Annotated in this window: 17 protein-coding genes; 13 read left to right on the top strand and 4 right to left on the bottom strand. The window is 68.5% G+C overall.

All coding sequences use genetic code 11. The features are described 5' to 3' along the window. The first annotated feature begins 176 nt into the window (after nt 1-176). The 13 genes from LPC04_RS09085 to LPC04_RS09025 all read left to right on the top strand — a co-directional run bounded on the left by LPC04_RS09085 (nt 177) and on the right by LPC04_RS09025 (nt 13925). Nucleotides 177-1001: a 2OG-Fe(II) oxygenase gene (locus LPC04_RS09085; RefSeq protein WP_275681852.1), complete on the top strand. Its 825-nt coding sequence runs from the start codon at nt 177-179 to the stop codon at nt 999-1001. Between the two features lie 174 nt (nt 1002-1175). Beyond that, nucleotides 1176-1973, top strand: a complete 798-nt coding sequence (locus tag LPC04_RS09080) for a WecB/TagA/CpsF family glycosyltransferase (protein WP_275681851.1) — start codon at nt 1176-1178, stop codon at nt 1971-1973. 34 nt (nt 1974-2007) lie between these two features. Further along, entirely contained in the window at nt 2008-3276 is a 1269-nt protein-coding gene (locus LPC04_RS09075) for a hypothetical protein (RefSeq protein ID WP_275681850.1), read from the top strand. A gap of 16 nt (nt 3277-3292) precedes the next feature. After that, nucleotides 3293-4312: an NAD-dependent epimerase gene (locus LPC04_RS09070; protein WP_275681849.1), complete on the top strand. Its 1020-nt coding sequence runs from the start codon at nt 3293-3295 to the stop codon at nt 4310-4312. Nucleotides 4313-4350: 38 nt separating this feature from the next. Continuing rightward, nucleotides 4351-5409 (top strand): dTDP-glucose 4,6-dehydratase, encoded by a 1059-nt coding sequence (rfbB, locus tag LPC04_RS09065; protein WP_275681848.1) that lies wholly within the window; start codon nt 4351-4353, stop codon nt 5407-5409. Between the two features lies 1 nt (nt 5410). Then, nucleotides 5411-6307, top strand: a complete 897-nt coding sequence (rfbD, locus tag LPC04_RS09060) for a dTDP-4-dehydrorhamnose reductase (RefSeq protein WP_275681847.1) — start codon at nt 5411-5413, stop codon at nt 6305-6307. A 9-nt stretch (nt 6308-6316) separates the two neighbouring features. Continuing rightward, the gene (gene rfbA / locus LPC04_RS09055) at nt 6317-7198 is read left to right on the top strand and encodes a glucose-1-phosphate thymidylyltransferase RfbA (protein ID WP_275681846.1); all 882 of its coding nucleotides are present in this window, start codon (nt 6317-6319) and stop codon (nt 7196-7198) included. 2 nt (nt 7199-7200) lie between these two features. After that, a complete protein-coding gene (gene rfbC, locus LPC04_RS09050) occupies nt 7201-7743 on the top strand; it encodes a dTDP-4-dehydrorhamnose 3,5-epimerase (protein ID WP_275681845.1) in 543 nt (180 codons plus the stop codon). Next, the gene (locus tag LPC04_RS09045) at nt 7740-8942 is read left to right on the top strand and encodes a heparan-alpha-glucosaminide N-acetyltransferase domain-containing protein (RefSeq protein WP_275681844.1); all 1203 of its coding nucleotides are present in this window, start codon (nt 7740-7742) and stop codon (nt 8940-8942) included. Before rfbC ends, LPC04_RS09045 begins: the two co-directional genes overlap by 4 nt. 201 nt (nt 8943-9143) lie before the next feature. Continuing rightward, nucleotides 9144-10235 carry a nucleotidyltransferase family protein gene (locus LPC04_RS09040; protein WP_275681945.1) on the top strand — a complete coding sequence of 364 codons (1092 nt, stop codon included), beginning with the start codon at nt 9144-9146 and terminating at the stop codon, nt 10233-10235. A gap of 72 nt (nt 10236-10307) precedes the next feature. Continuing rightward, a complete protein-coding gene (locus tag LPC04_RS09035; RefSeq protein WP_275681843.1) occupies nt 10308-11753 on the top strand; it encodes a mannose-1-phosphate guanylyltransferase/mannose-6-phosphate isomerase in 1446 nt (481 codons plus the stop codon). Between the two features lie 59 nt (nt 11754-11812). Continuing rightward, a complete protein-coding gene (locus LPC04_RS09030) occupies nt 11813-13207 on the top strand; it encodes an undecaprenyl-phosphate glucose phosphotransferase (RefSeq protein ID WP_275681842.1) in 1395 nt (464 codons plus the stop codon). 13 nt (nt 13208-13220) lie between these two features. Next, nucleotides 13221-13925 (top strand): glycosyltransferase family 25 protein, encoded by a 705-nt coding sequence (locus LPC04_RS09025; RefSeq protein ID WP_275681841.1) that lies wholly within the window; start codon nt 13221-13223, stop codon nt 13923-13925. On the opposite strand, the gene LPC04_RS09020 is transcribed toward LPC04_RS09025, so the two are convergent. From LPC04_RS09020 to cysD, 4 genes are all read right to left on the bottom strand, one after another. Further along, nucleotides 13922-15190, bottom strand: a complete 1269-nt coding sequence (locus tag LPC04_RS09020) for a glycosyltransferase (RefSeq protein ID WP_275681840.1) — start codon at nt 15188-15190, stop codon at nt 13922-13924. The genes LPC04_RS09025 and LPC04_RS09020 overlap by 4 nt on opposite strands. 244 nt (nt 15191-15434) lie before the next feature. Beyond that, nucleotides 15435-16352, bottom strand: a complete 918-nt coding sequence (locus LPC04_RS09015; RefSeq protein ID WP_275681839.1) for a hypothetical protein — start codon at nt 16350-16352, stop codon at nt 15435-15437. A 79-nt stretch (nt 16353-16431) separates the two neighbouring features. Beyond that, nucleotides 16432-18339, bottom strand: coding sequence for a sulfate adenylyltransferase subunit CysN (gene cysN, locus LPC04_RS09010; RefSeq protein WP_275681838.1), 1908 nt, complete (start codon nt 18337-18339; stop codon nt 16432-16434). Next, nucleotides 18339-20237, bottom strand: a complete 1899-nt coding sequence (gene cysD, locus LPC04_RS29065; protein ID WP_420854704.1) for a sulfate adenylyltransferase subunit CysD — start codon at nt 20235-20237, stop codon at nt 18339-18341. The genes cysN and cysD overlap by 1 nt, the downstream gene beginning before the upstream one ends.

Genomic DNA, 20237 nt, shown 5'->3' with positions numbered 1-20237 from the left:
CGCGCCAACTTGTGCTGCGCTGGCGCGGTTTTTGCACGCGCCCTGCGGTGGCGTGGGACTGATCCGTACGCCCCGCCCGGGCACAATGCGCGCACCAGTCAGAGAAGGTTGAAATGAGCGAGACGATTGAAATTGCATCGGCAACTTTGCCTGTCGAGTTGACCGATGGCCTCAGCATGGACCCCGTCGAAGCGCGCTCGCTCGGCGAGCTGTTCAGCGCCGACTATGCGAACGAGGCGCCGTTTCCGCACATCGTGCTCGACGATTTCCTGCCCGAAGCGCTGGTCCGCCAGGTACTGGCCAATTTCCCGACCGGCGAGCGCAAGAGCGACGGCGTCTTCAACATCGGCTACGGCGGCGAGCACAAGCGCCAGATCATGCCGGAGGACTGCAACCGTTTCTCGCGGGAACTGTTCCAGTTCTTCAATTCGCGCCCGATGCTGCAGTTCCTCGAGGGCCTGACCGGCATCGACGGCCTGCTGCCGGACCCGTACTTCACCGGCGGCGGATTCCACGAGATCACGCGCGGCGGCCGCCTGGGCGTGCACGCCGATTTCCGGATCAACGAACAACTGCACGTCCAGCGCCGCCTGAACCTGCTCATCTATCTCAACCCCGACTGGGACGACAAGTGGCTGGGCCAGCTGGAGCTGTGGACGCGCGACATGAAGGCGTGCGCACGCAAGGTGTCGCCCATCCTCAATCGCTGCGTCGTCTTCAGCACCGAGGCGGACACCTGGCACGGGCATCCCGATCCGCTGGAAGTGCCCGAGGGCGTGACGCGCAAGTCGATGGCGCTCTACTACTACTCGGCGTCGCGGCAGATCTATGGCGAGACGCCGAAGCGCTCGACCATGTATGTCGCGCGCCCCACGGATTCAGCCGAGATCAAGGCCGAGGCGCGCAGCTTCCGCGTCGAGCAATACCTGCGCGACTGGATGCCGCCGATCGCCTATCGCGGCTATGCGCGCGCGCGCCGCGTCGTGAAGCGGATGCTTTGACGCGAGGCGGAGGCGCTTGGCGCGCATGGCAAAATGACGCTCCCCCGCGCGGGTTGCCCCGCTACGGCGGGCCACACGGTGAATGAACTGAAAGAGACCCGGCAACGATGATTCCACAACAGCGAAACGCGCCGGCACCGGTGGGCCGCGAGCCTCGCTGCGGAGCGGCGCGGCATGGCTAGCCCGTCGGTGCAGTGGCCGCGCCAGCCCCTGCTGAACGTCTGGGCGGACGACCTGTCGATGGAGGACCTGCTCCAGCGCATGGTCACGACCGGGGCGGTCGTGTTCACGGTCAACCCCGACCATCTCTACCACCTGCAATACAACCCGGCCTTCCTGCAGGCCTACCGCTCGGCCGACATCATCACCGTCGACAGCCACTACGTCCGCCTGGCCCTGCGCGCCCAGGGCCGCACCGTGGTGAACAGACTGCCCGGCTCCGACATCGTGCCGGCGTTCTGCGCGCGCAACGCGGCCAATCCGGACGTGCGCATCTTCCTGCTCGGCGCGCGCCCGGGCGTGGCGCAGGCGGCGCGCGAGTCCATGAACCGCAAGGCCGGCCGCGAGATGGTGGTCGGCGCCCATGGCCCATCGATGAATTTCGTCAACGATCCGGCGGAGATCGAGGACGTCCTGAAGATGATCGAGGCCAGCGGCGCCAACGTGCTGCTGGTCGGACTCGGCGCGCCGAAGCAGGAGATGTGGATCGCCAGCGTTCGTCACCGCCTGCCGCAGGTGCGGGTGATGATGGGCATCGGCGCGGTGATCGACTACGAAGCGGGCGAGGTCAGGCGCGCGCCCGTGCTGCTGCGGCGGCTCGGGCTCGAGTGGACCTACCGCGTCGCGACCGAGCCGCGGCGCTACCTGATGCGCTACGTCCGGAGCTCGAAGTTCTTGTGGTGGATGCTGATGGATCGACTGGGTCGATACAAGGATCCGTTCGGCAATGCGCCGGTGCCGCTGGCGCGGTGAAGCGACGCCGTCGATGGACGGCAGGAGGAAACAAATGAAGAACAAATCGTTGGCGACGCTCTCGCCCCTGTGCCTCGCCCTGTTCGCCGGAAGCGCCTGGGCGGACCTGGAGCCGTTCTCGTTCGGAGCTTCCGAGCAGATCCAGCATCAGAGCAACCTCGGCCATACCGAATCCAGGCAGATTGCGGACTGGACATCGACCACGCAGCTGAGCGGTGCGATCAACGAGCCCGTCGGGCGCGACAAGCTGGTGATCACGGGCGACGTCGACTTCGATCGTTACAAGCACTCGCACACGCTCGATTCGACCGGCTACAACGCCGCGGCGGAGTTCGACTGGAGCACCGTGGGCGACCTGTCCGGCGCGTTGGGCGCAGACTCGCACCGGCACCAGTCCTTCTACGGCGAGAGCTCGGAGTTTACGATCGTGGGCGCCTCGACCGACACGACGATCGTGAAGAACCTGCGGAACGACAACCACGTCTTCGCCCGCGCGACGCTCGGCGGCCAGTCGCGGTGGACGATCTTCGGCGGAACGGACGCCAACAAGCGCAACTACTCCAACGACATCTTCCGCGTCAGCGACGAGCACCAGTGGTCGGCCGACCTCGGCACCCGGTATTCGACGAGCCCCGATTTGTCGTTCGGCGTGACCGGCAACTACGTGCGCGGAGAATACCCGGACGGCACCATCGCGCACCCGGACGGCACCAGCACGCAGGGCAGGTCCAACTTCAACAGCAAGGTGATCAGCGCCACCACGCAGTGGCAGGTGGGCGGCAACACCCGCATGGACGCTAGCCTGGGCTACACGTCTTACTACAGCGACGCGTTCGGCGGCACGCGCCATTTCATGAACGGCTCGTTGAACTGGGTCTGGAAGCCACCGTCGCACCTGACGTTCACCCTGAGCCTCAAGCGCAGCGCCGATGCAGACTCCTTGTACGGCGCAGGCAGCGGCGCGGTGGTCAGCTCAGGCAACGTCAACGGCACCGCCATCAACAACGATGCCCACCTCGACACGACCTATGCAGTCACTGCGAAGACCAGCCTCGAGATGAGCGCGGACTACATCGACCGCAAGTACCTGCCACAGCAGACCCTGGTGGGCGAGGCCAGCGGCTCGACGCGCACGTCACGCGTCTTCCTGACCGCCCACTTCCTGCCCACCCGCACGACCGACCTGAGCTGTGGCGCCGGGCGCGAGACGAGCCATGTGTCCGGATCGCTGGCGATCAAGGGGCTGGCCGCGTCCTACAACGACAACTACGTTCAGTGCACGGCGTCGATTCACTTCGACTGACCGCGCAAGTCAAGCGATGAAAGTCCTGATCACCGGCGCCGCCGGCTTCATCGGCATGCACGTCGTCCAGCGCCTCGCGGCGCGCGGCGACAGCGTGGTGGGCATCGACAACCTGAACGCCTACTACGACCCGTCGCTGAAGCGCGCGCGGCTGGCCGAGCTGGCCGGGCTGGACAACTTCCGCTTCGAGCCGCTGGACATCGTCGACGGCGCCGCGCTGGATGCGCTGTTCGCGCGCGAGAAGTTCGACCGCGTCGTGCACCTCGCGGCGCAGGCCGGCGTGCGCTACTCGATCGACAACCCGCTCGCGTACGGCGATTCCAACCTGTCGGGCTTCCTGCACGTGCTCGAGGCCTGCCGCCACCATCCGGTCGAGCACCTCGTCTACGCCAGCAGCTCCAGCGTCTACGGCGGCAACGCGAAGATGCCATTCTCGGAGGCCGACAGCGTCGACCACCCCGTCAGCCTCTACGCCGCGACCAAGAAGTCCAACGAGCTGATGGCCCACACGTACAGCCACCTGTACGGCACGCCGACGACCGGCCTGCGCTTCTTCACGGTCTACGGCCCGTGGGGGCGGCCGGACATGGCGTACTTCTCGTTCACGCGCGACATCCTCGCGGGCAAGCCGATCGCCGTCTACAACGACGGCAAGATGATGCGCGATTTCACCTACATCGACGACATCGTCGACGGGGTCGTCGCGGTGCTCGACCGGCCCGCCACGCCCGACCCGGCGTTCGACGCGCTGCACCCGCATCCCGGCCGCTCGCGCGCGCCGTACCGCGTGTTCAACATCGGCAACCAGGATCCGGTGCAGCTCGGCGAGTTCATCGCCACGATCGAGCGTGCCGTCGGCGTCGAGGCCGTCAAGGTCTACAAGCCGATGCAGCCGGGCGACGTCGTCGCGACGCACGCGGATGTCTCCGCGCTGCGCGAGTGGACGGGCGTGGCGCCGCGCACGCCGCTGAACGTGGGGATCGGCCGTTTCGCCGATTGGTACAAGAGATACTACGGCGCCCCCGAAGGGCGCTGAAATGCCGCCTCGGATCGGGGCGGGCAAGAAGGAAGAACATGATCCTCGTCACCGGCGGCGCCGGCTTCATCGGCAGCAACTTCGTCCTCGACTGGCTCGAGAACCACGACGAGCACGTCGTCAACCTCGACGCGCTGACCTACGCGGGCAACCTCGCCAACCTCGAGCCGCTCAAGGGTGACCCGCGCCACGTGTTCCAGCACGGCGACATCGGCGACCGCAACCTCGTCGAGGCGATGCTGCGCAACCATCGTCCGCGCGCGATCGTCAACTTCGCGGCCGAGAGCCACGTCGACCGCTCGATCCTCGGCCCGGGCGCGTTCCTCAAGACCAACATCGAGGGCACGTTCAACCTGCTCGAGGCGGCGCGCGGCTACCACGCCACGCTGGAGGGCGACGACAAGGCGTCCTTCCGCTTCCTGCACGTGAGCACCGACGAGGTCTACGGTTCGCTGACGGCCGACGCCGCGCCGTTCACCGAGACGCACCCGTACGAGCCCAACAGCCCGTACTCGGCGAGCAAGGCCGCCAGCGACCACCTGGTGCGCGCGTGGCACCACACCTACGGCCTGCCGACGCTGACGACGAACTGCTCGAACAACTACGGCCCGCTGCACTTCCCCGAGAAGCTGATCCCGCTGGTGATCGTCAACGCGCTGGCGGGCAAGTCGCTGCCGGTGTACGGCGACGGCCTCAACGTGCGAGACTGGCTCTACGTGAAGGATCACTGCGCGGCGATCCGCGCGGTGCTGGCCGAGGGCCGCGTCGGCGAGACCTACAACGTGGGCGGCCTCAACGAGAAGACCAACATCGAGATCGTGCGCGGGATCTGCGCGCTGCTGGACGAACTGCGCCCCGACGCGGCCGGTCCGCGCGATCGGCTGATCACCTTCGTCAAGGATCGCCCGGGCCACGACCGCCGCTACGCGATCGACGCCACCAAGCTCTGCACCGAGCTGGGCTGGCAGCCGAAGGAGACCTTCGAGACGGGCCTGCGCAAGACCGTCGAGTGGTATCTCGCGAACAGCGAATGGGTGCAGGGCGTGCAGAGCGGCGCCTACCGAGACTGGGTCTCGACGCAATACGCGAAGGCCTGAGATGAAGATCCTGCTGTTCGGTGGCGACGGCCAGGTCGGCTGGGAACTGCAGCGCTCGCTGCAGCCGCTCGGCGAGGTGCTGGCGCTCGATTCGCAGAGCCGCGACTACGCAGCCGATTTCTCGAGGCCGGACGCGCTCGCCGCGACCGTCGCCGCGGTCCGGCCCGACCTGATCGTCAACGCCGCCGCGCACACCGCCGTCGACAAGGCGGAATCCGAGCCCGCGCTCGCGCAGGCGATCAACGCCGATGCGCCCGGCGTGCTGGCGCGCAGCGCGGCTGCCAGCGGCGCGTGGCTCGTCCACTACAGCACCGACTACGTCTTCGACGGCTCGGGCGACCAGCCGCGCGGCGAGGCCGCGCCCACGGGCCCGTTGTCGGTCTATGGCCGCACCAAGCTCGATGGCGAGAACCAGATCCGCGCCAGCGGCTGCCAGCACCTGATCCTGCGCACCAGCTGGGTCTACGCGGCGCGCGGCGGCAACTTCGCCAGGACGATGCTGAAGCTGGCGGCCGCCCGGACCGAGCTGAACGTCATCGACGACCAGATCGGCGCGCCCACCGGCGCCGACCTGCTGGCCGACCTCACCGCGCTGATGGCCCGCGCCGCGCGCGCCCAGCCCGACCTGGCCGGCACCTATCACGCGGTGGCCGCCGGCGCGACGAGCTGGCACGGCTACGCACGCCTGGTGATCGAGACGGCGCGCGCCCGCGGCGTGCCGTTGACGCTGCCCGCCGACGCCCTGCGGCCCATCCCCACCAGCGCGTACCCGACACCCGCGCCGCGGCCGTTGAATTCGCGCCTCGACACGCGCAAGCTTCGCGAGCGCTTCGGCGTGCACCTGCCGGACTGGGAGTCCGGCGTGCGGCGCCTGCTGGCCGAAATCCTTCCCGCTTAAGGAATCCTCTTGAACCGCAAAGGCATCATCCTCGCCGGAGGCTCCGGCACCCGCCTGCATCCGGCCACGCTCGCGATCAGCAAGCAGCTGATCCCGGTGTACGACAAGCCGATGATCTACTACCCGCTGAGCGTGCTGCTGCTGGCGGGGATCCGCGAGATCCTGATCATCAGCACCCCGCAGGACACGCCGCGCTTCGAGCAGCTGCTGGGCGACGGCAAGCGCTGGGGCCTCGACCTGCAATACGCGGTGCAGGACAGCCCCGACGGCCTCGCGCAGGCCTTCCTCATCGGCGAGAAGTTCATCGGCGACGCGCCGAGCGCGCTGGTGCTGGGCGACAACATCTTCTACGGGCACGATCTCGGCGGCCGCCTCGAGAGCGCGTCCGCCAACCTCGACTGCGCCACTGTCTTCGCCTATCCGGTGACCGACCCCGAGCGCTACGGCGTCGTCGAATTCGACGCGGCCGGCAAGGCGATCAGCCTGGAGGAAAAGCCCGCCAAGCCCAAGAGCCGCTACGCGGTCACCGGCCTGTACTTCTACGACACCCACGTCGTCGAGCACGCCAAGTCGCTCAAGCCCAGCGCCCGCGGCGAACTCGAGATCACCGACCTGAACCGCCTCTACCTCGAGGCCGGCAAGCTGGACGTGCAGATCCTGGGCCGCGGCGACGCCTGGCTGGACACCGGCACGCACGACTCGCTGCTCGAGGCGAGCCAGTTCGTGCACACGCTGGAGAAGCGCCAGGGCCTGAAGGCCTGCTGCCCGGAAGAGATCTGCTGGCGCCAGAAATGGATCTCCGACGCCGAGCTCGCCGCGCTGGCGGCGCCGCTGGCCAAGAGCGGCTACGGCCAGTACCTGCAGCGCCTGCTGGCCGAACGGGTCTTCTGAACATGCAAGTCGAGACCACCGCCATCGACGGCGTCCTGATCCTGCAGCCGAAGGTGTTCGGCGACGCCCGCGGCTTCTTCCTCGAAAGCTTCAACCAGAACGCGTTCGACGCCGCCGTCGGCCACCACGTCGACTTCGTGCAGGACAACCATTCGCGTTCCGCGCGCGGCGTGCTGCGCGGCCTGCATTTCCAGAAGGGCGCGAAGGCGCAGGGCAAGCTCGTGCGCGTGACGGCCGGTGCCGTCTTCGACGTGAGCGTGGACATCCGGCGCGACAGCCCGACCTTCGGGCGCTGGGTGGGCGTCGAGCTCAGCGGCGACAACCATCGCCAGCTGTGGATCCCGCCGGGCCTCGCGCATGGCTTCCTCGTGCTCACCGAGACCGCGGACTTCCTCTACAAGACCACCGAGTTCTATTCGCCGGCGGACGAAGGCGCCGTGCGCTGGGACGACCCGGACGTGGGCATCGCCTGGCCGGACCTGGGCGTGGCGCCGACGCTGTCGGCCAAGGACGCCGCGGCGGGATCGTTGCGAGACGTGCCTTGACGTCTGCGGCGCTGGCGCAACCCGCCACTGGCCTCGCGATGTCCGGCCGGCGAAGCCACCAACTGGATCTGTTCCGGGGGCTCGCGGCGATCCTCATGATCGTCAACCACGCCGGCTACCAGTTGCTCGGCGCCGACGCGGTCGGCGGCGGCTGGCCCGCGTGGCTGGTGTTCGTCGGCAGCGCTGCGCCCGCGCTCTTCTTCTTCGCGACGGGCGTCGGCTCAGGCCTCGCGTCCGGCAGCGGCGAGCGGGCCGCCTCCGCGCTGCGCAAGATCGTGCTGCTGCTGCTCGCCGATGCATTGCTGAACTGGAGCACAGGTACGCTGCTCGGCCTAGACTTCTTCGGGTTCGCCGCCGTGTCGACGGCCACGCTGTTCGGCGTGCGGCGCGCGCGGCGGCCCGAATTCGTCGCCGGCGGGCTGCTGGCGTTGGTGCTGGTTGCGCGCTTCGGCCTGGCGCCGCTGGTCCACGGCCGGATCCCCGACGACTCGCTCCTGGCCTTCGTCACCGGCAATGCGGCCGTGCACCACATCTCCTATCCGCTCGGCCCCTGGCTCGCGTTTCCGCTGCTGGGGTTCCTGGTCGGACGACGCTGGCGTCAGGCCGGCTCGTCGCAGGAGGCCTGGATCGTCGGGGCCGCCGCGGTGCTTTGCCTGGCGCTGTGGGCCGTGCTCGCGGCGTGCGGGGCCCCGGTATTTCGCTGGAGCTCGGTGTCGATCGCGTATTTCCTGTGCGCCGTCGGCATCGTCGCGGCCGCCTGGCTGCTTGCAGATCGCGCGGTGGCGGCACTGCCTGCGTTGGCGCAGCGGACATCGCTGCGCGGACCTGCCAGCCTCCTGATCGTGCCGCTGCACTACGGCGCCCTGGGCGTGCTCGAGACGCTGTCGGCGTGGCCCTGGGACGCCGCGGCCTGGGCGGCGGCGACGATCGTGCTGGTGCTCGCGGTGTTCGTGCTGTCGCGCACGCTCGTGTCGAGCGCGCGCCGCTTGGCGGTGCCGGGCCCGCTCGCGCAGGTCGTCGTCGCGGCCGTCGCCGTGGCGGCCGGGCTGACCGCCTGGGAACTGGCGCCGCCGCTGCTCAGGCTCGAGGTCTGCAGTGCAGGACAGGTCGTCATCGCGCTGTTGCTGTTGTGGTCGAGCAACAAGCGCGGCGCACCCCTTGGTGCCGGATCGTGCAATCCGGCTGCCAATCGCACGTGATACAAGTCCGGCTGACACCCCGAAGATGGGGCCACGGCCTACAAGGCCGGCAGTGTTCAGCTGCGAGAATCCTCACTCGCGTCGCGGCGCCCGTGGGTTGTGCCCGGGGCATCGCCCGGCCGACCCAGTTCCCCGCTTGCCCGGCGGGCCGCTGACCCGGCCCCTCTCATTTCGACCAAAGGAAGCACGATGGCGAAAGCCATGATCCTCGCAGCCGGCCAAGGCACCCGTGTGCGCCCGCTGACCAAGTACATGCCCAAGCCGATGATTCCCATCCTGGGCAAGCCGGTGCTGGAGTACCTGATCGAGCATCTCGCGCGCTACGGCGTCAAGGAGATCATGATCAACGTGGCCTATTCGCACTGGAAGATCGAAAGTTACTTCGGCAACGGCAGCCGCTGGGGCGTCGAGATCGGCTACTCGTTCGAAGGCAAGCGCGACCACGGCGAGATCGTGCCGAACCCCAAGGGCTCGGCCGGCGGCATGCGCAAGATCCAGGACCACAGCGGCTTCTTCGACGAGACCACCATCGTGCTGTGCGGCGACGCCATCATCGATCTCGACATCGGCGCCGCGCTGCACGAGCACGCGAGCAAGAAGGCGCTGGCCAGCGTCGTCACGCTGGAAGTGCCGCTGGAGGAAGTGAAGAACTACGGCGTGGTCGTCAGCGACCCGGACGGCCGCATCACCGAGTTTCAGGAAAAGCCGGCGCCCGAGAAGGCCAGGTCGCGCATGGCCAGCACCGGCATCTACATCTTCGAGCCGGCCGTGCTCGACCTGATCCCGTCGGGCCAGGTGTTCGACATCGGCGGCCAGCTGTTCCCCCTGCTGGCCGAGAAGGGCCTGCCGTTCTACTCGCAGAGCCGCTGGTTCAACTGGATCGACATCGGTCGCGTCACCGACTACTGGGCAGTCTGCCAGCGCGTGCTGCGCGGCGAGGTGGCGCAGATGGACATGCCGGGTACCGAGGTGCGTCCGGGCGTCTGGGTGGGCCTGAACACGAACATCGATTTCGACAAGGTCGACATCACCGGGCCGGTCTACATCGGCTCGTCCAGCGAGATCGAACCGGGCGCCACCATCGTCGGCCCGGCGTGGCTGGGCAACGGCTGCGTGTTGCGCGGGGGCAGCAAGCTGATCCGCAGCATCCTGTTCGACTACACGCGGCTGTCCGAAGGCCAGATGCTCGAAGATATGATCGTGTCGCCGAACTACTGCGTCGACCGGCACGGCAACACCACGTATCCGGGCGACGAAGGCACCGTCCTGCGCTGGGGCGACGCACGCGCGTAATTCGCTGCTAAGCGTCGATCGCGACACTTGGGCGCGTGTCGCGAGCCCGATCCTCATTTCCGAAAGCGTCCCATGGCAGCGTCGATCTCGATCCAACCCGTCATCATGGCCGGAGGCAGCGGCACGCGCCTCTGGCCCTTGTCGCGCGCCGGTTTCCCGAAGCAATTCCTCTCGCTGGGCTCCGACGACAGCCTGTTCCAGCAGGCCGTCGCGCGCCTGGTCGGCCTGGGCAGCGCGGACATCGCCGTCGAGGCGCCGCTGATCGTCGGCAACGCCGAACACCGCTTCCTGGCGCTGGAGCAACTGCGCGAGAAGGGCGTCGAGCCGGCGGCCGTGATCCTGGAGCCGGTCGGCCGCAACACCGCGCCGGCGCTGACGCTGGCCGCGCTGGCGGCGACCGAGGGCGGCGCCGACCCGGTGCTGGTCGTGTCGCCCGCCGACCAGACCGTCACCGATCAGGGCGCATTCACCGCGGCGCTGCAGAAGGCCGTGCGCGGCGCCGCCGACGGCGCCATCGTGATCCTGGGCATCACGCCCGCCAGCCCCGAGACGGCCTACGGCTATATCCGCAGCACCGCGGGCGACGGCCTGCACCAGGTCGCCCAGTTCGTCGAGAAGCCGGACGCGGCGACCGCCGCGCGCTACCTCGCCGAGGGCGGCTACACCTGGAACTCGGGCATGTTCGTGCTGCGCGCGTCGGTGTGGCTGAAGGCGCTGGCGCAGTTCCGTCCCGACATCCTCTCCGCCACGCAAGCCGCATGGAGCGGCCGCACGCCCGACGCGCGCTTCATCCGGCCGACGCGCGAGGCCTTCCTGGCGGTGCCGTCGGAATCGGTCGACTACGCCGTCATGGAACGTTGCCCGGGCAGCGCGTTCGACATCCGCATGGTGCCGCTGGACGCCGGCTGGAACGACCTCGGCGCGTGGGACGCCGTCTGGCAGGTCGCGGCCAAGGATGCGGCGGGCAATTCCAGCGTCGGCGACGTGATGTTCGAGGACAGCCGCAACACGCTGGTGCACGCCAGCGGCCGCCTCGTGACGGCGCTGGGCGTCGACAACGTCGTGATCGTCGAGACCGCCGATGCCGTGCTCGTGGCCGACCGCGAGCGCAGCCAGGACGTCAAGAAGATCGTCAATCGCCTGACCAGCGAGAAGCGCACCGAGCACACGCTGCACCGCAAGGTGAACCGGCCCTGGGGCTGGTACGACAGCGTGGACGCCGGGCCGCGCTTCCAGGTCAAGCGCATCATGGTCAACCCGGGCGCGACGCTGAGCCTGCAGATGCATCACCATCGCGCCGAGCACTGGATCGTCGTGCAGGGCACGGCGGAGGTCACCTGCGGCGATCGCAAGATGATCCTCACCGAGAACCAGAGCACCTACATCCCGCTCGGCGAGACGCACCGCCTCGCCAACCCCGGCAAGCTGCCGCTCGAGATCATCGAGGTGCAGTCCGGCTCGTACCTCGGCGAGGACGACATCGTCCGCTTCGAGGATACGTATGGCCGTACCAGCTGAAATGGCGCGAACCTTGCATGCCCTCTCCGGCACCCTGACCGGGTGCGTCCCAGGCTGACATGTTCGAAGAGCGCACCGTCCGCAAGCAGTTCCTCAGTGCCCCGCCGTCGATCGGGAGCACGATCGCGTCCCTGCTCGAGCCTCTGGTGGCCGCGGGCATGCTGGGCGTGTTCCACGAGATCTACGGCTACCGCATGGACGGCGTGGCGATGGCGCTGGCCATCCTGCTGCTGGTGCTGATGTTCCCGGGCGTCAACCGCTTCGGCCGCACCGGCGTGGGCGTGGGCATCGACATCATCCTGTCGTGGGTGTGGGTGCTGAGCGTGCTGGCGCTGCTGGGCTATGCCACCAACAGCCTGTCGTCGTTCGACACCGACATGCTGATCGCCTGGGGCATCGCCACGCCGCTGGTGCAATGGGGGCTGGTGGCCATCGGCACCGCGGTCCAGCGCCACCTGTCCTCGCTGCCGGACGCGCGTCGCCCCGCGGTGATCATCGGCGCCGGCCGCATGGGCATGCGCGTCGCGCAGATGCTGCACCAGCGCAAGTCCTTCGGCCACGACCTGCTGGGCTTCTTCGACGACCGCTCCGCCGACCGCGTCAACCTGCCCGAGGACGCCACGCTGGTCGGCGCGCTCAGGCAGCTGCCCGAGTTCATCGAGACCCATGGCGTCAAGGACGTCTTCATCACGCTGCCGCTGACGTCGCAGCCGCGCATCCAGTCGCTGCTCGAGTCGCTGCAGAACACCACCGCGTCGATCCACTTCGTGCCCGACATCTTCGGCGTCAGCGTCATCCAGGGCCGGCTCGAGGACATGGGCGGCGTGCCGGTCGTCGGCCTGATGGTGGCGCCGTTCACCGGCATCAACGGCTTCGTCAAGCGCTCGAGCGACATCGTGCTGTCGACGCTGATCCTGCTGCTGATCTCGCCGGTGCTGGTCGTGCTGGCGCTGGGCGTGAAGATGAGCTCGCCGGGCCCGGTGATCTTCCGCCAGCGCCGCACCGGGCTCGATGGCGAGATCATCGAGGTCTACAAGTTCCGCTCGATGCGCGCCACCGACAACGGGCCGGTGGTCAAGCAGGCCACGCGCGACGATCCGCGCATCACGCCGTTCGGCGCCTTCATCCGCAAGACCTCGCTCGACGAGCTGCCGCAGTTCGTCAACGTGCTGCAGGGTCGCATGAGCATCGTCGGCCCGCGCCCGCACGCGGTGGCGCACAACGAGCAATACCGCAAGCTGGTGAAGGCCTACATGGCGCGCCACAAGGTCAAGCCGGGCATCACCGGCTGGGCGCAGGTCAACGGCCTGCGCGGCGAGACCGACACGCTCGACAAGATGGCCGCGCGCATCGAGTTCGACCTCGAGTACCTGCGCAACTGGACGCTCGGGCTGGACCTGTTGATCATCGCGAAGACGGTCAAGCTGGTCTTCCTCGATCGAAGCGCCTACTGAGGCGGATGCAGGCGTGGACCTGTTCGACGCCATCTACATCATCAACCTGCCCGCGCGCACCGACCGCAAGGCCGAGATGCTCGCCCAGTTCCGGCGCGCGGGCATCACGCAGGCATCGCCACAGCGCGTGTTCTTCGAGGCGGTCCGACCGAAGGACGCGGGCGAGTTCCCGACGATCGGCACGCGCGGTTGCTTCCTGAGCCACCTCGGGGTGCTGAAGGCCGCGCTCGCGGCAGGGCACGCGAGCATCCTGGTTCTCGAGGACGACCTCAACTTCGTCGACGACTTCCAGGCCGCACTCGCCGCGCGTGCGCCGGCGTTGCGCGCGTCATCCTGGGACATCGCCTACCTGGGCCTGCTCAAGGTCACGCCGCCGCTGGCGCCCGGGCAGGGGCTCGTCGAGGTGCCGCCTGACTCCGCGGTGCTGGGCCTTCACATGGTGGCCATCAAGGCGGCGGTGATGCCCGAATTGATCGCGTATCTGGAGGCGATGCTCGGCCGCCGCGCCGGCGACGCGCAGGGCGGTACGATGCACGTCGACGGTGCATACAGCTGGTACCGGGCGGCCCATCCGGCGCGCCGCACGATGGCCTGCCAGCCGCCGCTGGGGTATCAGCGAGCGTCGCGTACCGACATCCACGCGCTGCGCTGGTTCGATCGCGCCTGGGGGATCCGCTCGCTGGTGGCCGCGCTGAGATCGTTCAGGAACCGGCGCTAGGCGGCCGCGGGAAGCATCGTCCTGACCACCCAGTCCCGCCGCCTTTCGTGCATCGACTCGATCGTCGCGTCGCGGGCCATGGCACCGAGCTCGTCGCGCAACGCGGTGTCGCGAAGCGACGCGGCGGCATGGGTCAGGGCGTCGGCGAGAGCCCGGGCGTCGCCGCGCTTGTAAAGCAGGCGTTCGGGGATCCCCAGCGCGCGATAGGGCAGCGAGTCGGGGCACACGATGAGGCAGCCCTGGCTCAGGGCGTCGAAGACGAGCCGGGGCTGCTCGTCGTTGAGGTTGGTCAGCACCACGATGTCCTGGCTGCGCAGGAACTCGAGGAACGGGCCGGGATAGGCGAAGGTGCCCACGAATTCGACCGTGTCGCGCAGGCCGAGCGACGCGACCTGGGCGCGCAGCGCCGCTTCTTCGGGGCCCTGTCCGGCGATCAGCAGGCGTCTGGGCGCGGCGTCGCGCTGTGCGGCCAGCGCCTCCAGGGCCAGGTGGATGCCCTTCATGCGCTCGAGGCGCGCGGCGGCGCAAAGCCGGATCGGCGCCGCCTGCTCGCGCTCGACGCTGCGCGGGACGATGTCGCTGGCGCGAATCCAGCTGGCGGTGCCGACGAAGATGTTGGCGCTCGCCGAGTCGACCAGGCGACGCAGCCCCTCGCCGACGATGAAGGTGCCGTTGCTGCGCCGCGCCAGGTAGCGCTGGCTGAGCTTGATGCTGAAGGAGCGCAGGCGTGCGCGCATCCGGCGCAGGATGCCCTTGCCGCGTGCGTTGACCAGGTTCGTCGTGGCGCGATCGCTCGAGATGCCCAGGACGACGGGCTTTCCGGCGCGCCGGGCGATGCGCGAGAACGCGCGCGAGCGTCCCGCATCCTCCCAGGCGGAATTGCCGGGGACCTGCACGACGTCGCAGGCCTGCACTGCGGCGACGATCGTGGCCGGCGTGGCCGGCAGGCGCACCGTCCTGATGCCCTCGGGCACTGGAAGCAGTGCCCAGCCGGCCGGCGCCTCGGCGAGCACGGGTGAGAACAGCGTCACGGCGCGCACCACGTCGGCCTGGGCCTGCAGATCCTTCACCCACAGGTCGAGTGTCCAGAGCCGCCCTTCACGCTCGACGAGCGCAATCTCGCTCAGAAGGGCCAGTCGATAACTCATCTTCTCTCCTGCCGACCAGGGTCGGATCTCAATCGGTATTGGGCGAAAGGGCGCACCAGCAGATCGCGTGCCCGCCAAGCGGAGCATTCCGAGCGCCGATTCTTGCGCTGTCTTCAAACGGTCACCGAGCGCGCGTAAAACTGCACCAGCCCCCAACGACCTGGACCTGCACCATGCGCTTGCGCAATACGCTCACTCGCTGGTTGAGCAAGCTGCAACGCCGCAGGCTTGTCGCGCGCCTGTCGCGCATCGAGGTCGCGCGGCGCCGGATCGAATCGCTGCCGGTCGACGCGGATCGCACCGTGCAGCAGGCCGGCGCGCGCGAGCTGGAGGCGCTGTGCGTCGAGCGCGCGCGCATGCGCTATCTCATCTCGAGGATCGACGAGGACGCGGGCGACCCGAGCGCCTCCTCGACGTACCGCATGCAGGAGCGGGCGGTGCCGACGAATTGTTCTTCGGGCCATTCGCCCAGGTTGCGCAGCAGCCTGCCGAACGTCACGCACAGGTAGTGCAGGCTCTGCTCCGGCCGGCAGCCCAGGATCGCGCAATGCTCACGCAGGGCGCGCCGGAAGTGGGCGGTTCGGAGGTGCAACGAATCGGCGACGCGCACCAGGTCGTAGATCGGCGCGCCTGCCACCGAGCCGCCTGCCCAGTCGATGACGTAGAACGGCACCATGCCCTGGTCGCCGCCCGGACGGCGGACGAAGTTGCCCCACCACAGGTCGTTGTGTGCCACGACGCTGCGCGGCTGCCAGGCGTCGCGATCCAGTTCGTCCAGCGCGAGCCTCGCCGCCCGCCGCACCTTGTCGTCGCTGCGCCCATGATCGGCGAGCGCGGCGAGCGGCTGCCGGACCTCGGCATCGATGTCGGCGACATCGCGCATCGAGACTCGCGCGACGTCCTCGAGCCAGCGCAGGATGGGTCGCGTCAGGCGCAGGCGCTGCCAGCGTCCCGACAGCCGCCCGCCGCTGATCGGCTGGCAATACGGCGTGATCGAGTAGCTGCGCCCCTGCAGCTCGCCGACGAACCACGGCACCAGCACCGCGGTGCCCAGCGCGTCGCCCAGCCGCTCTCGAATGACCCGGCCCGCATCGGCGGCCTCGCGGACCGACTCCGGGTGGCTGGCAGGCGACACGGCGATGAACGCGGCCGGCTGGCCGCCTCGGTCGAGCGCGACGAACTTCTCGCAGTAGTCGTCGACGAGCTTGGGCAGCGGCAGCCGGTCGATGAACGCGACTGCGCGGCCGGGGCGAAGATACCCATCGACTCGTTCTCGCACTTCGTCGGGAAGTGCCTGGCTCCGCGGCTCGATCATCGGGCGATTCTCGCCCATCCCCGAAGGGGGAGCATCGTGGCGGCTAGCCGTCGACGATTCCCAGCGACTTGAGCTTTGCCACGATGGCATCGGCGGCGTCCTCCGCCGTCTGCGTGTGCGTGTTGACGACCAGCTCCGGCGACTCGGGCGGCTCGTACGGCGAGCTGATGCCGGTGAAGTTGGCGATCTCGCCGCGCCGCGCCTTCTTGTACAGGCCCTTGACGTCGCGCTCCTCGGCCACGGCCAGCGGCGTGTTGACGTGGATCTCGATGAACTCGCCGTCGGCCATCTGTCCGCGTGCCATCGAGCGTTCGGAGCGGAACGGCGAGATGAACGCGGTCATCACGATCAGGCCGGCGTCGACCATCAGGCGCGCCACCTCGGCGACGCGGCGGATGTTCTCCACGCGGTCGGCCTCGGTGAAGCCCAGGTCCTTGTTGAGGCCGTGTCGCACGTTGTCGCCATCGAGCAGGTAGGTGTGACGGCCCATCGCGGCGAGCTTCTTCTCGACCAGGTTGGCGATGGTGGACTTGCCCGCGCCGGACAGGCCCGTGAACCACAGCACCGCCGGCCGCTGGCCCTTCAACTCGGAGCGCCGCGCCTTGTCGACGTCCACGTGCTGCATGCGCAGGTTGTGCGAGCGGCGCAGCGCGAAGTTGAGCATGCCGGCGCCGACCGTGTTGTTGGTCATGCGGTTGATCAGGATGAAGCCGCCGGTGTCGCGATTGGCCTTGTACGCGTCGAACGCGATCTGGCGATCCAGCGCGAGGTTGACGACGCCGATCTCGTTGACGCCCAGTTGCTTGGCCGCCAGGTGCTCCATCGTGTTGACATTGATCTTGTACTTCGGCTCGGTGATGGACGCCGTGACCGTCTGGGCGCCGATCTTCATCAGGTACGGGCGGCCCGGCAGCATCGGCTCGTCGGTCATCCACACGAGCGAGGCCTCGAACTGGTCGGCCACCTCGGCCGGCGACTCGGCCAGCGACAGCACGTCGCCGCGCGAGATGTCGATCTCGTCCTCCAGTGTCAGCGTGATCGACTGCCCCGCCACGGCCACGGCCAGGTCGCCGTTGAAGGTGACGATGCGCGCGACCTTGCTCTCCTTGCCCGAAGGCTGCGCCACGATGCGGTCGCCCGGCTTGATCGAGCCGCTGGTGACGACGCCGGCGAAGCCGCGGAAGTCGAGGTTGGGCCGGTTGACCCACTGCACCGGCATGCGGAAGGCTTCCTTCTGCAGGCGCGTGTCGTCGACCTCGCAGGTCTCGAGAAAACCCATCAGTGTCGGGCCGCGGTACCACGGCGTCTTGTCGCTGGCCACCAGCATGTTGTCGCCCTTGAGGCCGGACAGCGGGATGGACGTGATGTCGCTCAGGCCGATCTGCTTGGCGAACTCGCGATATTCGGCGTCGATCCTGTCGAACACCTTGTGCGAGTAGTCGACGAGATCCATCTTGTTGATGGCCAGCACCACCTTGCGGATGCCGATCAGGCTCACGAGGTAGCTGTGGCGGCGCGTCTGCGTCAGCACGCCCTTGCGCGCGTCGATCAGGATCACGGCGACGTCGGCGGTCGAGGCGCCGGTGATCATGTTGCGCGTGTACTGCTCGTGGCCCGGCGTGTCGGCGACGATGAACTTGCGGCGGTCCGTCGAGAAGAAGCGGTACGCGACGTCGATCGTGATGCCCTGCTCGCGCTCGGCCGCGAGGCCGTCGACCAGCAGCGCGAAGTCGATGTCGCCGCCTTGCGTGCCCCACTTCTTCGAATCGTTCTCGATGGCCGCGAGCTGGTCCTCGAACAGCATCTTCGATTCGTACAGCAGCCGGCCGATGACGGTGGACTTGCCGTCGTCGACCGAGCCGCAGGTGATGAAGCGCAGCAGGCTCTTCTTCTCGTGCTGCTTGAGGTATTTCTCGATGTCGGTCGAGATGAGGTCGGACGTGTGTGCCATCAGAAGTACCCCTCTTGCTTCTTCTTTTCCATCGAAGCGGCGGAATCGTGGTCAATCATGCGGCCCTGGCGCTCCGAAGTCTTCGTGAGCAGCATCTCCTGGATCACGTCCGTCAACGTGGAGGCCGTCGATTCGACCGCACCCGACAGCGGATAGCAACCGAGGGTGCGGAAGCGCACGCTCTTCATCATCGGCACCTCGCCGGCCTTCAGCGGCATGCGGTCGTCGTCGACCATGATCAGCGTGCCGTCGCGGTTGACCACCGGCCGCTCGGCCGCGAAGTACAGCGGCACGATGGGGATGTTCTCCAGGTAGATGTATTGCCAGATGTCGAGCTCGGTCCAGTTCGAGATCGGGAACACGCGGATGGACTCGCCCTTCTGCTTGCGGCCGTTGTACAGGCGCCAGAGCTCGGGCCGCTGGTTCTTCGGATCCCAGCGATGCTGCGCCGAGCGGAACGAGAAGATGCGCTCCTTGGCACGCGACTTCTCCTCGTCGCGGCGCGCGCCGCCGAAGGCCGCGTCGAAGTTGTACTTGTCCAGCGCCTGCTTCAGCCCCTGCGTCTTCCACATGTCGGTGTGGATCGCCGAGCCGTGCGTGAACGGATTGATGCCCAGCTCCGCGGCCTCCGGGTTCTGGTAGACGAGCAGGTCCATGCCCGACTCCTTGGCCATGCGCTCGCGCAGCTCGTACATCGCGCGGAACTTCCACGTGGTGTCGACGTGCAGCAGCGGGAACGGCGGTGGCGACGGGAAGAAGGCCTTGCGCGCGAGGTGCAGCATCACGGCCGAATCCTTGCCGATCGAATAGAGCATGACGGGGTTGTCGGTCTCTGCGACGACCTCGCGCATGATGTGGATGCTCTCGGCTTCCAGGCGCTGCAGGTGGGTGAGGTTCATGGGATCGTCCGTTGTCGATGCACGGGGCGTGATGAGGGGCCGGCCGGACGCTGCGGGCGACGGGGCCAGGGCAGCGGCGGCGGTGGCCGTGTTCGCGGGAAAGGGATCCGCCGCGAGCGGCGGCGGGGTCAGCTTGAGGATCTCGTCGGCCGGCGGGCCGCGGCGCGCGATCGCGATCGGGCAGGGGATCACGTGCAGCCGCGGCTGCGTCGCGATCCAGTGGTTCAACTGCGCGGCGCGGCGCAGGTCCAGGCCGTGCAGCCAGGCGACCACCGGGCTGGGCGTCTGTGCCTGCAGGCGCGCGAGGAAGTCGACGTAAGCGTCCTGCAGGCTCAGCGAGGCGACGGGCAGCCAGGCGACCTGCCCGCGCGCGTCGATGGCCACCAGCAGCCCGCGCGCGCTGCCGGCCGCGGCGGGCGAGGGCAGGCCGCCGCACCACCAGGTGCGCGGCGCGCCGGCGATACGGGCCCCGGCCTGCCGGGAGGCCAGCCACTGCGCGCCCGCAGGCGAGCGTTCGGCCGCGTCGCGCAGCGCCACCAGCGTCAGGCCCCAGCGCGCGAGGCTGCGCGCCACCGCGCGCGGATGCAACTCGACGCCGAAGCGTTGCCGTGCGCAGTCACGCACGGCGTCGGCCGACCAGAGCGAGACCGGCTGGCCGGCCGCCTCGGGCGTGCCGTAGAGCGCCAGCAGCGCCAGCTCGGCCTCCTGGGCCGGCGTCAGCGTGCGCCCGGTGCCTTGCGGGCGGCCGCGGGCGCCGACGTCCACGGCATGCCAGCCGCCTTCGGTGAACGCCTTGAAGGCGCCGATGATCGTGGGCACGCTGAGGCCGGTCTCCTCGCGCACGCGGGCCAGGCTGTGGCCGTCCACGCGCAACTGCACCGCGCGGCGGCGCTGCGAGTTCAATTGCGAGAGGCTGGCGGTCAAGGCAGGCACGGGATAAAACCGGGACACTAAAACATTTAGTGGCACGATTTTGTCATAATCCAACGAATCCCGCAT

It is taken from the genome of Scleromatobacter humisilvae, from assembly GCF_023231945.1.
Taxonomy (GTDB): domain Bacteria; phylum Pseudomonadota; class Gammaproteobacteria; order Burkholderiales; family Burkholderiaceae_C; genus Scleromatobacter; species Scleromatobacter humisilvae.
This window is presented reverse-complemented; position numbering and strand designations above follow the sequence as displayed.

Coding starts and splice junctions, on each gene's coding strand:
- LPC04_RS09085 (WP_275681852.1), top strand. CDS start 177: ATGGACCCCGTCGAAGCGCGCTCGCTCGGCGAGCTGTTCAGCGCCGAC.
- LPC04_RS09080 (WP_275681851.1), top strand. CDS start 1,176: ATGGCTAGCCCGTCGGTGCAGTGGCCGCGCCAGCCCCTGCTGAACGTC.
- LPC04_RS09075 (WP_275681850.1), top strand. CDS start 2,008: ATGAAGAACAAATCGTTGGCGACGCTCTCGCCCCTGTGCCTCGCCCTG.
- LPC04_RS09070 (WP_275681849.1), top strand. CDS start 3,293: ATGAAAGTCCTGATCACCGGCGCCGCCGGCTTCATCGGCATGCACGTC.
- rfbB (WP_275681848.1), top strand. CDS start 4,351: ATGATCCTCGTCACCGGCGGCGCCGGCTTCATCGGCAGCAACTTCGTC.
- rfbD (WP_275681847.1), top strand. CDS start 5,411: ATGAAGATCCTGCTGTTCGGTGGCGACGGCCAGGTCGGCTGGGAACTG.
- rfbC (WP_275681845.1), top strand. CDS start 7,201: ATGCAAGTCGAGACCACCGCCATCGACGGCGTCCTGATCCTGCAGCCG.
- LPC04_RS09040 (WP_275681945.1), top strand. CDS start 9,144: ATGATCCTCGCAGCCGGCCAAGGCACCCGTGTGCGCCCGCTGACCAAG.
- LPC04_RS09035 (WP_275681843.1), top strand. CDS start 10,308: ATGGCAGCGTCGATCTCGATCCAACCCGTCATCATGGCCGGAGGCAGC.
- LPC04_RS09030 (WP_275681842.1), top strand. CDS start 11,813: ATGTTCGAAGAGCGCACCGTCCGCAAGCAGTTCCTCAGTGCCCCGCCG.
- cysN (WP_275681838.1), bottom strand. CDS start 18,339: ATGGCACACACGTCCGACCTCATCTCGACCGACATCGAGAAATACCTC.
- cysD (WP_420854704.1), bottom strand. CDS start 20,237: ATGCGGGATTCGTTGGATTATGACAAAATCGTGCCACTAAATGTTTTA.